Annotated in this window: 8 protein-coding genes; 3 read left to right on the top strand and 5 right to left on the bottom strand. The window is 61.9% G+C overall.

Annotation, left to right across the window (positions count from 1 at the left end):
• Positions 1–6 precede the first annotated feature (6 nt).
• The 3 genes from AB8B20_RS31995 to rfaD are packed head-to-tail and all read right to left on the bottom strand — an operon-like array spanning position 7 to position 4,386.
• A complete protein-coding gene (locus tag AB8B20_RS31995; protein ID WP_439071087.1) occupies positions 7–1,917 on the bottom strand; it encodes an SDR family NAD(P)-dependent oxidoreductase in 1,911 nt (636 codons plus the stop codon).
• Positions 1,914–3,383 (bottom strand): D-glycero-beta-D-manno-heptose-7-phosphate kinase, encoded by a 1,470-nt coding sequence (gene rfaE1, locus AB8B20_RS31990; protein WP_439071086.1) that lies wholly within the window; start codon positions 3,381–3,383, stop codon positions 1,914–1,916. The genes AB8B20_RS31995 and rfaE1 overlap by 4 nt, the downstream gene beginning before the upstream one ends.
• A 22-nt stretch (positions 3,384–3,405) precedes the next feature.
• Entirely contained in the window at positions 3,406–4,386 is a 981-nt protein-coding gene (gene rfaD, locus AB8B20_RS31985; protein ID WP_439071085.1) for an ADP-glyceromanno-heptose 6-epimerase, read from the bottom strand.
• A gap of 191 nt (positions 4,387–4,577) precedes the next feature.
• Between rfaD and waaF the strand changes: the two genes are divergently transcribed.
• Both waaF and AB8B20_RS31975 read left to right on the top strand, forming a co-directional pair.
• Positions 4,578–5,651, top strand: a complete 1,074-nt coding sequence (gene waaF / locus AB8B20_RS31980; protein ID WP_439071084.1) for a lipopolysaccharide heptosyltransferase II — start codon at positions 4,578–4,580, stop codon at positions 5,649–5,651.
• Positions 5,648–6,178, top strand: coding sequence for an HAD family hydrolase (locus AB8B20_RS31975; RefSeq protein WP_439071083.1), 531 nt, complete (start codon positions 5,648–5,650; stop codon positions 6,176–6,178). The genes waaF and AB8B20_RS31975 overlap by 4 nt, the downstream gene beginning before the upstream one ends.
• Here the strand turns inward: AB8B20_RS31975 and AB8B20_RS31970 are convergent.
• Positions 6,160–7,218: a glycosyltransferase gene (locus tag AB8B20_RS31970; protein ID WP_439071082.1), complete on the bottom strand. Its 1,059-nt coding sequence runs from the start codon at positions 7,216–7,218 to the stop codon at positions 6,160–6,162. The two genes, AB8B20_RS31975 and AB8B20_RS31970, sit on opposite strands and share 19 nt — an antisense overlap.
• Before the next feature lie 115 nt (positions 7,219–7,333).
• Here AB8B20_RS31970 and galE point away from each other — a divergent pair, with 115 nt between their 5' ends.
• Positions 7,334–8,347 carry a UDP-glucose 4-epimerase GalE gene (gene galE, locus AB8B20_RS31965; protein WP_439071081.1) on the top strand — a complete coding sequence of 338 codons (1,014 nt, stop codon included), beginning with the start codon at positions 7,334–7,336 and terminating at the stop codon, positions 8,345–8,347.
• Positions 8,348–8,771: 424 nt separating this feature from the next.
• Here the strand turns inward: galE and AB8B20_RS31960 are convergent, their stop codons facing one another.
• Positions 8,772–14,690, bottom strand: coding sequence for a DUF4082 domain-containing protein (locus AB8B20_RS31960; RefSeq protein ID WP_439071080.1), 5,919 nt, complete (start codon positions 14,688–14,690; stop codon positions 8,772–8,774).
• Positions 14,691–15,541 lie beyond the last annotated feature (851 nt).

Genomic DNA, 15,541 nt, shown 5'->3' with positions numbered 1-15,541 from the left:
GCAGACTCACTGTGCCGCCGCCCGATATTCCGGCACCGCATCCTTCAACGTCGCCACAGCGACCTCGTGTTGATCCGCCTCAATGGCTTTCCGCAAGATCGCGAGCCAGCTGTTCAGCGTCTCCAGCGGCAGTTCGTTCGGGCGGGCGGCGACGATGCCGGCGATACCGATCTCGCTGGTCGGCTCCTGATCGGCGAACAATATCTCGTTGAGCCGCTCGCCCGGTCGAACACCGGTGAACACGATATCGATATCGTAGCCGGGCTGAAGACCGGACAACCGGATCATGCGGTCGGCGAGATCGACGATCTTCACCGGCTGCCCCATGCTGAGCACATAAACCGATGCATCGGCATGTTGCGCATTCATCGCATGGGTTGCCGCGGTGACGACCAGATCGCAGGCCTCGCGGATGGTCATGAAGTAGCGCACCATATCGGGATGCGTCACCGTCACCGGCCCACCGGCTTCGATCTGCGCCTTGAACTTCGGCACGACGGACCCATTCGACGCCAGAACATTACCAAACCGCACCGAGATGAGCCGCATGGGCGATTTGGCGGCACTGCCGCTGATGGCGTCGCCATCCAGCGCCTGGCAATACATCTCGGCAAAACGCTTGGTGAGGCCGAGCATCGACACCGGCTCGATTGCCTTGTCGGTCGAGATCATCACCATCGCATCAGCGCCCGATGCGAGCGCCGCATCGGCGACATTCACGGAGCCGAAGATGTTGGTCTTGACGCCCTCGCCCCAGTCGCGCTCCAGGATCGGCACATGTTTCAGCGCGGCTGCGTGAAACACCGCATCAGGCTTGAAGGCGATCATCAGTTGATGAATGCGCTCGCGGTCCCTGACATCGGCGATGCGGCCCTCGATCTCTGCGCTGGTGACTTTGGCCGCCAGCTTTTCCATGGCCGCATGAAGCGCCGGCTCCGAATTCTCGATAATGAGCAGCCGTGCCGCGCCGAACGTGATGACGCGGTCGCAGATCTCGTAGCCGATCGAGCCGCCGCCGCCGGTCACGACGATCGCCTTCCCGCGCACGAAATTCTCCAGCCGGGCATAGTCGATCTTGACGCTCGGCCGCAGCAACAGATCCTCGACTGCCACCGGCGCCAATTGCGGCGTATCGCGGCTTTCCTCAAGCGACGGAATCCGGCTGACAGTCAGCCCGAGCTTGCGCGCACGCATCAATACCGACTCGGGCAACGCCTCTGCTTCAAACGCCGACGGCGTCATCACGATCCGTTCGATCGGACGTTGCCGCGTGCTGAAGTCATCAACGACATTACCGAGATCGTCGATGCCGCCGAGGACCGGCACACCTCGGATCGCCTGTCCGCGATCGGACATCGCCGGCGACAAGATACCAACCGGCCACATGCGCTTGACGGCGCCGCTTTCAATGCCGCGCAAGAACACCTCGGCATCGGCCGCACGACCGATCAGCAGTGCCGGTGACGCATCCATCGCGCGCGCTTGATTGCGCGTACGCGTGTAGCGGAAATAGCGGTAGGCCAACCGGGTTCCGCTGAGAAAGAAAATCTCGATGAACCAGTAGATGATGATCGTTGTCTTGCCGAGGAAGAACGTGCCGTACACGTTCGGCGCCAAGAAGATGTAGTCGAGCACCAGAAGCGCGCCCGTCAGCACCGTGGATGCCTTGATGATATTCAACAGGTCGGGCAGCGAGATGAAGCGCCACTTCGTTGTGGTCAAATTGAACAGATAGCAGACGAAGAAGCTGAAGACGACGAAATACGGCAGGATATTCAGGAGCAACGGCAGCCGATCCCACAGATTTTCGCCGTCGAAACGCAGCACGAAGCTGAGAACGACCGCGGCCGCCGTGACGATGGCGTCATGCGTCGCAATCATCCAGTTGCGGACAGAAAACTGTGTGATGCGTGTCATGACTGTCCGCTGCGCGCGCGCTCGACCAGCGACGTCGTGCTGTGGCCTTGCAGAATATCGATCAGGATCACCTCTCCGCCGTTGGCGGCGACAACCTCATGGCCGACCACCTGTTCGCGCGTGTAATCGCCGCCTTTGACCAGCGTAGCCGGCGCTATCTGCATAATCAGGTTCAGCGGAGTATCCTCTTCGAAAATCACAACCAGATCGACGGCCTCCAGCGCCGCAAGCACTTCTGCGCGGGCGCGTTCGTCCTGCACAGGACGCCCCTCGCCCTTCAGCCGCTTCACGGACGCGTCGCTGTTAAGGCCGACAATCAGGCGATCGCAAGTCGCGCGCGCTGCCGTCAGAACCTTCACATGGCCGGGATGCAGAATGTCGAAACAGCCATTGGTGAAACCGATCCGCAACTGCTGCTTGCGCCAGTCGGCCAGTTGCCCATTGAGTTCAGTCGATGTCAGGATCTTCTCTTCGGCGGCCAGAAACGCATGCGGCAGAATCCGGCGGCGCAGTTCGGACGGTGTGACCACCGCCGTCCCCTTCTTGCTGACGGCGACCGCGGCCGCGGCGGTTGCCGCGCGTAATGCCGTTTCCCAGTCAGCCCCGGCCGCCAGTGCCACAGCCAGCATCGCTGCCACTGTGTCGCCGGCGCCCGAGACGTCGCGCACCTTGACCGGCAGTGCCGGCACATGGATGGGCTCGCCATCGCGCGGCACCAGCGTCATGCCGTGCTCGCTCTGGGTCACCAGCATCGCGGCGCAGTCCGCCAAGATCATCGCTTCCTGCGCGGCAGTCGCGATGTTGATGTCGCTGTCCGCACGACTGCGCGTTGCCTCGGCGAATTCCTTGCGGTTCGGCGTCAGCAAGGTCGCACCGCGATAGATCGCAAAATTTGCGCTTTTGGGATCGACGATAACGCGCTTGCCGAGCTTCTTCGCCGCATCGATGACGTTGCGGATGACCCGCGCGGTCAGCACGCCCTTGGCGTAATCGGACAGCAGTACGATGTCTGCACGCGCGAGCTGCGGCAGAATTATATCGATCAATTGCTTTTCGATCGACGCGGACGCAGGCGCGGCCAGTTCCCAGTCGGCGCGCAGCATATGTGTCGAGAAATGCTCGGACACGAAGCGCACCTTTCGCGTCGTCGGACGCGATGAATCCGTAACCAGCAATGCTTCGATCAGAGGCTCCTGCGCGAGCGCATTCTTGAGCGTTGCACCGGCATCGTCCTCGCCGACCAGACCGACAAAGATACATTTCGCGCCGAGGGCGGCAATATTGCGCGCCACGTTGCCGGCACCGCCGATATTGATCTCGCTGCGCTGAACCGCGATGACCGGCGCAGGCGCTTCCGGCGAAATCCGCGACACCTCGCCGTAAACGAACTCGTCGAGCATCAGATCGCCGACGCAGAGCACCGTCTGATCGACAATCGCGTGCGACAGGGCGTCGAAATCAAACATCACACCGGTACCTGTTGTGTCGTCAACGGAAGCGATCGGGCTGGTCGAGAAAGCCCTTCACGTAGTGCGAGACCGCATCTTCCAATGGCGTAAAACCGCCATTGTAACCGGCGCCGCGCAACCGATCGACTTCGCTCTGAGTGAAATACTGATAGCTGCCGCGAATCTGCTCGGGCATGTCGATATAGTCGATGTTCGGCCTGGTGCCGAGAGCAGCATAGGCAGCCAGTATCAGGTCCTTGAAGCTGCGTGCGGTTCCGGTGCCGACATTGAAGATGCCGCTGACACTGGGTGACGCCAGCAGCCACATCATCACGCGAACGACGTCCTCGACATAGATGAAGTCGCGGCGCTGATCGCCATCGGCGATGCCCTCGCGATGCGACTTGAACAGCTGGATGCCGCGGCCGGCCTTGATGTCGTCGAAGCGCCGCGTCAGCACGCTCATCATCGAGCCCTTGTGGTACTCATTCGGCCCGAACACGTTGAAGAACTTCAGGCCTGCCCATTGCGGCGGCATCTTTTCGCCTCTGGCCACGCGCTCGGCCACCGCGAGGTCGAACAGATGCTTGCTCCAGCCGTAGAGATTCATCGGCCGCAATTTCTTGAGTTCCGCAACACTCTGCTCGTCGCGAAACCCTTCCGCGCCGTCGCCATAGGTCGCGGCGGACGACGCATAGATCAGCGGCGTCGCATTGGCCGTGCACCAGTCCAGCAGGCGCATCGAAAGCCGAAAATTCGTCTCGATGACCAGATCACCGTCGGTCGCAGTCGTTTCCGAAATGGCGCCGAGATGTATGACCGCATCGAGCTTGCGGCCCTTCAGCCAGTCCATCAGTTCGGCTGGCGGGACCACGTCCGCAAGTTGCCGCTTGGCGAGATTACGCCATTTCCCATCATGGCCGAGCACATCGCAGACAGCCACATCCGCGCGGCCGGCGTCATTCAGCGCGGCCACGACATTCGATCCGATAAAACCGGCTCCCCCGGTCACAAGCAGCATGAAGTCCCCGATCTCATGATTGACCCACCTTTGCCTCAACCCCGCCCCACAGGCAACTTGGCAACGGGATGTTCATCGCCGCCATGGGGACATGGTTGGAAACATCCCAAATGGCTTTACCTGTCCGAATGGAGCGGGTACCGACTTGAGCCGGATATAGCCCGCGGCAGAACAGCGAAGTCTTTGAAAGAATGAACGTAAATTCCCCATACCAGGGCGTGATGGTCGATCCGGACGACACCCGGCCGATCCTGATCGTGCCCTATATGTGGATCGGCGATTTCGTCCGGGGTCACACGGTCGTTCGGGTCCTGAAAGAGCGCTGGCCGAACCGGCCGGTCGATTTGCTGGTGACCAGACTGGTCGCCCCGCTGGTCGATTACATGCCGGGCGTGCGCTCAGGCATCGTCTGGGACCTGCCCCGCAGTCAGCTCGCGCTCGCCAAGCAGTGGGAACTGGCAGCCACCCTGCGCGCACGGGACTACGGCACCGCGCTGGTCATGCCGCGGACCTGGAAATCGGCCCTCGCACCAGCGCTGGCCGGAATCCCTGAGCGCATCGGCTTTGTCGGCGAGGCCCGCTTCGGCCTGCTCAACCAGTGGCGCTGGGGCGAGAAGAAGCTGCCGCGCATGATCGACAAAAAATGCGCACTGGCGCTGCCTGACGGCACGCCGCTGCCGCCGGAATGGCCGGTGCCGGACTTTCGGGTGCCGGCTGATGAAATTGCGCGCTGGCGGCAGGCCAATGGGCTGGGAACCGGTCCGGCCGTGGCGCTTGGGCCCGGCTCGGTGGGCTCGTCGAAGCGCTGGACCTATTATGCCGAGGCCGCAAAACTGCTGGTCGAGCGCGGGCTGGATGTCTGGGTCATCGGCGGCCCGGGCGAGAAGGAGCTCGCCAACGAGATCATTGCAGCGGCCGGTCCCCGCGCCCGCGACCTCACCACGGGCGACCTGCGCAATGGCGTGATCGGCATGGCCGCCGCCAATGTCGCCGTAGCCAACGATTCCGGCCTGATGCATATCGCGGCCGCCGTAGGCACGCCGACCATCGGCATTTTCGGACCGACCAGCCCACAGCTATGGGGTCCCCTCAATCCGCTTGCGGCCACGGTGCAGACCAGGACCATCGTTCCGTGCCAACCCTGCCACAGGCCGGTCTGCACCATGAACAATCATGCCTGCATGCGGGACATTCCGGCCGAAGATGTCGCCGGAATTATTCAGAGCGTGATGGCCGAGGCGTCCGACAGAAGCGCGCAGATATGACGAGCACGCAAACAAAGCCCGCAGCGTTTCTGGATCGCGACGGCGTCATCAATTACGACGACGGCTATATGGGCACGGCCGATCGCATCCGCTGGATGCCGAATGCGGCCAAGGCCATTCGCCGGCTCAACGACGCCGGCTATTTCGTCTTCCTGTTTTCCAACCAGTCCGGCGTCGCACGCGGTTATTTCACCGAAGACGAACTCAAGACACTGTTCACATGGATGCGCGCCGAGCTCGCGAAGCAAGGCGCCCGCATCGATGACGTCCGCTATTGCCCGCACCATCCGGCCGGATCAGTTACGGGCTATCTGGAAGACCATCACTGGCGCAAGCCGAGCCCGGGCATGATCCTTGATCTGATGCAGCACTGGCCTGTGCAACGCGAAGGCAGTTTTGCTGTCGGCGACCGCGATACGGATATTGAAGCGGCCAAGGCTGCGCACCTGCCCGGCTTCCTGTTTGCAGGCGGCGACTTGGATGCGTTCGTTGCAGATATCCTGCAGGGTCAGAGCAGTCTGCGATAGACTGCCGCTATTCCGCGCGCCTCTGCATCCAGGCTGAATTTGTCGAGCACGCGCTGCCGCGCATGTGTGCCCATGGCTGCAGCGGCATCGGGATCGCGCATCAGCGGCTCCAATACCATCGTGAGTGCCGCGGCATCGCCGGTCGGCACGAGCTTGCCGGTCACGCCCTCCTCGACCGCGATCTCGGCTGCGCCGGCGCGTGTTGCGACCAACGCAGCACCTGCCGACATCGCCTCGATAAGCGTCAGACCGAAGCCTTCATTGCGCGATGTAAAGACATAGATCGTCAGACGTTGATACCATCGTTTGACGTCTTCAATGGGCAGTTCGCCGGTGATGACGATGCGCGACTGCAGACCGGCGTCAGCGATCCTCTTCTTCAGCTCACCGGCAAAGCCGATCTGGTCAGGCGTGATTGCGCCGACAATGACGGCGGTGAAGTCCGGATAGCGCGGCAACAGCTCGCACATCGCCTCGACAAAAAGATCAGTTCCTTTCTGCGCACGCACCCGGCCGAAGCAGCCGATCGCATAACGTCCCGGCAAATTCGCTTCTGCAAACGCCGCTGCACGATCGATGGGCGGCGCGTAACAATCGGTATCCACACCATGCGTCACCACCGTCGCCGATCGCTTCAAATATGAGGCGGAGATATCGCTGGTGGCGATGATGGCGTCCATCCGGTTAATCAGCCAGCGCGTAATCCAGGTATGATGGCGCTGTGCAGCCGAGGTGAAGAGCAGCTTCAGAGGCCACCCGAGCGCCTTCAGCAGGACACCAACAATCATCTCGTTGTTGCGCCTCGCATGCCAGATCACAGGCTTGCGGCGCAGCCACAACTTCATGAGATCGCCGACATCCATGCGCGCAATGCCGCCAGGCGCGTCGGATCCGAGCCATGCCGCATCGAACAGGTCTGCGAGTTTCGGGGCTACCATGCGATTGGTCGCCGTCACGCCGGAGTAGCGCCAGTGCAGATTTGTGACGATCAGCTGCAGTTTATCGGCCGTTTTGCCCGCAATCGGCACAGGTTTCTCCATTTCGCCTGATTTCCTATACGCAACATTAAGCATAGCCGCCAGTTGCCGGTCGTCGAAACCCACTCTTCATCCCGGGCGCGATAGCGTTCCCAAAACAGGAGAGTGAGTAAATCCAATGACCGTCCTTGTCACCGGCGGCGCCGGTTATATCGGAAGTCACATGGTCCATGCGCTGGTGGAAGCCGGCGAGAGCGTGGTCGTCATCGACAATTTGTCGACGGGCTTCTCAACATATCTCCCCGAGGGCGTTCCGCTGTTTATCGGCGATGTCGCTGACGAGAATCTTGTCGAGGGCGTCATCGCCGCACATGGCATCGACGCCATCATCCATTTCGCTGGCTCCGTCGTCGTGCCGGAATCGATGCGCGACCCGCTCAGCTACTATCGCAACAATACGATGACGACGCGCAACCTGCTCAGCGCGGCTGTGAAATGCGGCGTCAAGAAATTCATCTTCTCCTCGACCGCTGCCGTCTACGGCAACCCCGATTTCACGCCGGTGGCCGAAGATGCAGCGACGAGGCCGCTGTCACCTTACGGGTCATCGAAACTGATGACTGAGATCATGCTGCACGACATCGCGCCGGCCTACGGCATGGAGTTTGTCGCGCTGCGTTACTTCAACGTCGCCGGCGCCGACCCGCAGGGCCGCACGGGCCTTGCCACCATGGGTGCGACGCATCTGCTCAAGATAGCCGTCGAGGCTGCGACCGGCCAGCGCAGCAAGATCGACGTGTTCGGAACCGATTACCCCACTCCCGACGGCAGCTGCATCCGTGATTTCATCCATGTCAGCGACCTCGCTCAGGCGCACCGCGCTGCACTGAACTATCTCCGAGAAGGCGGCGCATCCACGACCCTCAATTGCGGCTATGGCCGAGGCTATTCGGTGCTGGAAACCATCGAAGCCGTACGACGTGCATCGGGCCGCAACTTCGCCGTTCAATACGCACCGCGCCGCGACGGCGACATCATGACGATGATCGCCGACACGTCCCGGATCCGCGCGACGCTGGACTGGACGCCTGTTTACGACGATCTCGAAACCATTGCACGTCACGCGCTGGCCTGGGAAGAGAAGCTCGCCCGCGAGCGTCACGGCATAGAATTATTGGCGAAGTCGGCCTGAGCGATCGGACCGGATCCGCTCAGATCAGCGTCGGCGTCTGGCCGAAAAGCCGTCGAAATCTCGGATTGAACTGGTAAATGTCGCGGACGAAATCCAGCGACGAGCGTTCGGCATGGCCTCGACGATGATCGGCGCCCTAGCGCCCGCCGCGCGCGACGGGCACGGCGCTTGCGAAGGCCGCGGCCTCTTCCGGTAGAGCCGGTAGATCCGATTCAGCCCCGACCGCTCGCCCCGCTGACGAGCGGCACGACGGCCGGCGGTCGCATCGCGCCGGGCGGATGCGACGGATGATATAAGGTCTCTTTGTTTTCACCTCCGAAACGCTCACCTCACCTGCAAATCTCGCGAGACCGAACGACCGCCCTTAGTCGACGCGTATTATGCCGCATCATCGCAACGTTGTGTGCAGCAGCAGCCGGACGTCCTAGCCGGTGAGTTGTGGTCGGAATACGATATCGGCCCAGTAATTGCTTGTGTTGAAGGTGTTAGTTGGGAAGAGCCCGGCGCTATTGGTGCCCCCATAGGCAAAGACACCGTTACCTCCCGCGCTCGCTGATGTCGGCGCAGTCAGTACGCCGCTCGTGACGTCGGCTGTAAAATAGGGTTCCGTCACCACATAGGCGCCGGTCGTGTGGTACGACGCGACATAGGTAGTATTGGCGGCGATCGTGACCGGTGTCGCCAGGTTCACCGTCTGCCAGCCGCTGGCCGCCGTGTTGGTGAAGGTCGCGCTGGCGAGCTTCGTCCCGGTCGAGGTCCAAAGGTCGAGAAGATCCGGGCCGGTGTCGTTGGGGCTACGGTAGAACTTAAGCGCGATGACCTGACCGGCAACGGAAGAGCTGAACTTCACGCCGACTTCAAGCGGCGAGCCGTCATTCAAATTGGTCTGTGCCGGTGCATTGGACCCGGTGAAGAGGCTCACCGTCGCGGGCGCTGTCGTCACGGCGAGATTGAAGGTCTCGCTGGCGACGAAGCCGCCGAGATCGGCGGCCGAAGTCTTGATGCTCAGCGTGCCGACGTTCACAGCCGCCGGTGTGCCGCTGAACGTCCGTGTCGCAGCGTTGAATGTCAGCCATGCAGGAAGTGCGGAGCCATCGGCGGCCGTTGCCGAATAGGTGAGAGTGTCGCCGGCATCTACATCGGTGAAAGTGCCGGCAGGCAGCACCAGAGAATAAGCCGAGCCGACGGTCGCGTTTTGATTGGCGGTCTGCGCCGTCAGCACCGGCGCGTCATTGGCGCCCCGAATGCTTACCGTGAGCGTTGTCGTGGATGTGGCGCCGGCCGTGTCGCGCACGGTGTAGCTGAAGACATCGGTCACCGTGTTGGTGGATTGCCGCAACGCCTGCACGGCGGCGTCCGTCTCGTTGACGGTGTAGGTGAAGGCACCGGCGGCGTTGAGCACGAGACTCCCATGCGCGCCGGTGAGCGCCGCGCCGACCGTGCCTGCCACCGTCCCGAACTTGACCGCGGTGACAGTCTTGGTGTCGCCCAGGTCCGGATCGGTGTCGTTGATGAGGACGTTGCCGCTGGCAGGCGAGCCGCCTGAACCGTTGGCGACGCCACCCTTCTCAGTGGCACTGGCCGCGTCGGCGACTGCCGTCGGCGGAGTGTTCGGTGTCATCGTCACGGCGAGATTGAAGGTCTCGCTGGCGACGAGGCCACCGAGATCGGCGGCCGAAGTCTTGATGCTCAGCGTGCCGACGTTCGCAGCCGCCGGTGTGCCGCTGAACGTCCGTGTCGCAGCGTTGAATGTCAGCCATGCAGGAAGTGCGGAGCCATCGGCGGCCGTTGCCGAATAGGTGAGAGTGTCGCCGGCATCTACATCGGTGAAAGTGCCGGCAGGCAGCACCAGAGAATAAGCCGAGCCGACGGTCGCGTTTTGATTGGCGGTCTGCGCCGTCAGCACCGGCGCGTCATTGGCGCCCCGAATGCTTACCGTGAGCGTTGTCGTGGATGTGGCGCCGGCCGTGTCGCGCACGGTGTAGCTGAAGACATCGGTCACCGTGTTGGTGGATTGCCGCAACGCCTGCACGGCGGCGTCCGTCTCGTTGACGGTGTAGGTGAAGGCACCGGCGGCGTTGAGCACGAGACTCCCATGCGCGCCGGTGAGCGCCGCGCCGACCGTGCCTGCCACCGTCCCGAACTTGACCGCGGTGACAGTCTTGGTGTCGCCCAGGTCCGGATCGGTGTCGTTGATGAGGACGTTGCCGCTGGCAGGCGAGCCGCCTGAACCGTTGGCGACGCCACCCTTCTCAGTGGCACTGGCCGCGTCGGCGACTGCCGTCGGCGGAGTGTTCGGTGTCATCGTCACGGCGAGATTGAAGGTCTCGCTGGCGACGAGGCCACCGAGATCGGCGGCCGAAGTCTTGATGCTCAGCGTGCCGACGTTCGCAGCCGCCGGTGTGCCGCTGAACGTCCGTGTCGCAGCGTTGAATGTCAGCCATGCAGGAAGTGCGGAGCCATCGGCGGCCGTTGCCGAATAGGTGAGAGTGTCGCCGGCATCTACATCGGTGAAAGTGCCGGCAGGCAGCACCAGAGAATAAGCCGAGCCGACGGTCGCGTTTTGATTGGCGGTCTGCGCCGTCAGCACCGGCGCGTCATTGGCGCCCCGAATGCTTACCGTGAGCGTTGTCGTGGATGTGGCGCCGGCCGTGTCGCGCACGGTGTAGCTGAAGACATCGGTCACCGTGTTGGTGGATTGCCGCAACGCCTGCACGGCGGCGTCCGTCTCGTTGACGGTGTAGGTGAAGGCACCGGCGGCGTTGAGCACGAGACTCCCATGCGCGCCGGTGAGCGCCGCGCCGACCGTGCCTGCCACCGTCCCGAACTTGACCGCGGTGACAGTCTTGGTGTCGCCCAGGTCCGGATCGGTGTCGTTGATGAGGACGTTGCCGCTGGCAGGCGAGCCGCCTGAACCGTTGGCGACGCCACCCTTCTCAGTGGCACTGGCCGCGTCGGCGACTGCCGTCGGCGGAGCGTTCGGCCCCCCCTGGGAAAATACAACATCGACGAAGTAATTGGCGGCACCATAGGTATTGGTCGGGAAGATGCCGGCGGTAGCGGTTCCGCCATAGGCATAGACGCCGTTGCCGCCGGCCGTCGCGGTGGATGGCGCAGTCAGGGGACCCCTGGTGACAGCGGTGGTGAAGTAGTTGTCGGTCGCGACGTAGGTACCGGAGGTATGATAAGATGCCACGTATGTGGTGTTGGCAGCGATAGCGATGGGAGTTGCCAGGAAGACCGTCTGCCAACCACTCGCGGCGGTGTTGGTAAAGGTCGCACTGGAGAGTTTGGTCCCCGTGGAGGTCCAGAGGTCGAGAAGATCCGGGCCGGTGTCGCTCGCGCTGCGATAGAATTTGAGTGCGGTGATCAGGCCGGCGACTGAGGATGTGAACTTTACGCCGACTTCGAGCTGCCGCCCGTCATTAAGGGCGGGCAGCGACGGTGCGTCGGAGGCGGTGAACAGGCTCACACTGGATCCCGGCGCGTCCACGGTCAGGCCAACGCTCGCCGAAGCTACGCCCCCACGCCCGTCCGAGATCGTGTAGCTAAAGCCAGCTGGACCAATGTACGCAACGTCAGGTGTGAAAGTAATGGTATTGTTCTGCGTGTTGAGCGTGACGGCGCCGTGGGTGGCTGCGTTCACCGCTGTGATCGTTAGGACATCACCATTGACGTCGCTGTCATTGACGAGCAGCGATGCCGCCGTGATCGTCAAGGGCGTATCGCGCGTCGCGGCAAGCCCGGAGTCGTCCACGGCTACCGGCGGCACATTGGCTGTCCCAGTGGAGGGGTTGAACATGACATCAACCCAAAAATTCGTTGCCTGAAAGGTATTCGTCGGGAACAAGCTGGTGCTCCCGTAGGCGTAGACTCCGTTGCCGGCCGCCGGCGCGGTAAGCGGACCGCTGGTCACATTCGTCGCGAAATAGCTGCCCGTGCTGGAGTAGTGGCCGACATTGGTGTGGTAGGAGGCGATGTAGGTCAAACCCGGCGTCACCGTTACGGGGCTGGCGAAAGTAGCGGTCTGCCAGCCGCTGGCGGTTTCATTGGCGAAGGTGAGGGTTGCCAACTTCGCGCCTGTGCTCGACCATAACTCGCCTGTATGAACGCCGGTATCCTGGCTGCTCTTGTAGAACCGGATGCCGCTGACAGTACCGGCCACCGAAGACTGGAATTTCACTCCGAGTTCTACCGCGCTCGCATCGGTAGTGTTTAGAACCGCAGGCGTAGCCGAGGCAGGGAACAGAGTTACATAGCCCGGCGCCGTTACCGTGATCGTGCGTCCGGCGGAGGGCGTTTCCAGATTGATGCTATCGTCGACGGCGCGGGAGAGAATCTTATACGTGCCAGCGACCTGCGGCGACCAGGCGTACGTCCACATCTCATCGCCGGTCACCGGATGCCAGCTGGCACCGTTGTCGGTTGAGACTTCGACGCCGGCAATCACACCGCCGACGTCGGAAGCTGTACCGGAAATCGTCACCACGTCTCCTGAGGAAACAGACCCGAGCGCATTGACGACGGAGGTCGGCGCGGTATGGTCGGTCGAAGGCGCGCCGGTAATCAGCCCGGATTGCAGAGTCGCCGGCTGGACGCCCATATCCGCGAACAGGTTGACCATCGCCTGCTGTACGCGCGGATCGGTCGGCGTCACTTCCTTGTCGTGATTGTCGCTGACGGCCCAAGACCAATAGACAGTCCCAGCACCGAAGACCAATGCGCCGCTAGGCGCGCGATAGAGGGTCAAATTGTGGGTCGCGACGGCGTTGCCGGTCGTATTGCCGTAGTCGAGCAGATACGAAGTCACGGGAAGTGTCGTCGAAGAGAGCCGAACAAGACCCGCGGGATCGAATCCGTTATCGGGCGCTTCATCCCACTCATAACCGAGGTAGTTTTTGGTCAGCGTCGCGGTCTGGCCGGGCTGAAGATCGGCAACGCTTGTGTTGGCCCAAAATCGCAGGTTGGCGTCGTCGTAGGGAATTGTAATGGCGCTGAGATTGGCGCCTACGTCGTCGACTTGGAAAATTGTCCCGGTGAGCGAGTTCTCCGGACTTCCCCCGCCGGTCGCCGGCGGACTGAACCGCGGGTCGCGAAAAGTCCCAGTCCACTGATTGGTGGGATCGATCGAGGAGTTCGCCCAGGTTTCCTTGTAGGAGATCAGCGTCCGGTAGGGCGTGGCGTCGCTGCTCAGGCTGTTGCCCCAGCGGGTGCGCCAGTAGACCTCGTTGCCGCTCCAGAACTGTAAGTTGACACCCGCATCCCGGGCCGCCTCAACGTTGGTGCGTTGCTGCCCTGACCAATATTCGTCGTGACCGGTATCCATGTAGACTTTGTGGTTAAGGAGCAGGCTGCCAAACCGGTCGACGTCGACTCCCGCCATGTAGGACACGTCATAACCGTTCTGCTCCAGCCAAGAGATTGACGCATATTCGGCACCGAAGAGGTAGTCTTGCGGACCTGCGTAGGTCCCGACCCCACCTCGCGTCGCGATAGGACGATTGTAGCTCACGGCATAAGCGCGTCCCGCGCCCTGCCCCGTTGCGGGGCCGTTGCCGCCGTAGAAATTTGCTCCGCCCCACCCATTATAGGCTTGCCAAGTTTCGTCTGCGGTCTGGAAGACGATGTCGCTGTGGCTGCTGTCATCTCGCACGATAAAAGGGATTTGGTTTTCGCCGGCGGTCCCATCCTGGCGAACGAGCTTTGCAATGTAGACCCCCGACACGGCATCAGCCGGAACATCCCAACTGGCCGACACGGCCCAGTTGCCGGCGTCTACTTCGCCGGTCGATGCATCGCGCAGCGGCGCCGGCTGGTTCTGCAAGCCGGTGTGCTGGATAGTCGCAACCTTTCGGGCGCCCATGCCCCCATAGTATCCAAGGCGGTAGACATCAATCCTGTAGTTCGCCGAATTCGTATTGACCTTGAAGCTGACCGTTGTGCCGTGATTGACGCTGATATCCGTCGCGAAGCCTTCGATGTTCGAGTCGCCCGAGCCGTCAATACCCCACTCGCTTTCGGGGTTTCCAAGCTTTTGGTTCTCGATGGCTATCGGGTTGCTCGCTGTCGCAGCAGCCGCAGCGAGAAGGTTAGCGGATGCTTCCGGGGCGACTTGCGACTTGCCCGAAGGTGCCGGCCCTGATGTGACCTGGCCGGACAAGATCCCGATCTGGCCCGTCATTGTACCGCTGCCGGTTTCTCCGCCGCCGGGCAACTGCGCCCCCCAGTTCGCCAACGGAGCGACATATTGCGACGGCATAACAGCGCTCATCGAGCTGCCTATGGTCACGCTCTGGCCGGTCGGCACGAAATCGGCTTGGCCGGTCACTCCACTGGACGGCATCTGACCGTTCAACTGCGATTGCGGCGCGCCGCCGGGACTCTGACTGAGCAATTGTGTCGGGCAATTGACATAGCCGCACGTGCCGCAACAGATCGGCTTGGCCAGGACAGCCGGCTCAAACGCTGGAGGCTGCAGAGATCCGGTGGCCTCTGCGGCGACGTTCGTAGAGGCAGCCTTATCAAGAATGATGCCGGGAGCTAAGGTCACCGGCTCGCTTGGATCAGAGGACGGCCTTAGGACTTCCGCTGTCCGCGCTGCAAATTCAGATCTCCCAGCTTCAGCGGACTGCGACAAGGCGACCGCAGCGGCGCTTCCCGACGACCGCAACGGTTCGAAAGCCGAGGACCAGTTTTCATCTCCTGCATTAATCGCATCGTCTCTCGGATTTCTCCACCACTGGAGAGGACGTTGCCAAGTCTGCAATCCGAGGGCTATCCGACTCCAAGCCGAACCTTCCTGCAAAGACCTCATGACATCTGTGACCTCGCGCGAGAGAGGTGGACACGCATCAAAAGACTAAGGACGCTACAGCTGCGGACGCCGACGCGAGAGCCGCGGTTTCATGGAGTCCAACGACCGTGGGCCACTGCCTCCGGAAGGGACGCCACGACCATGGCATTCTCCCATTTAACTCTGCAGCGCTAATTATTAACCACGAAATTAAATATTTTAACTTTTAATGTTATTTTCGCGAATCGTCTATATAAATTTCTCTCAAATTACGTCCTACCGCCCTGCTATTCGAAGGCACGCTCTACCGCGTGTTCGGTCCTGTTCGGCGTGGGCGGTCCTATCCGGTAAAAGATCTTGTCGGGCCGCGTTTCGACTTGCTCTCGACAGCCACCGACCAT

It is taken from the genome of Tardiphaga sp. 866_E4_N1_4 (assembly GCF_052076075.1).
GTDB classification, from domain to species: Bacteria; Pseudomonadota; Alphaproteobacteria; order Rhizobiales; family Xanthobacteraceae; genus Tardiphaga; species Tardiphaga robiniae.
Note: the sequence above shows the minus strand (reverse complement) of the source record. Positions and strands in the feature narration are given on the sequence as shown.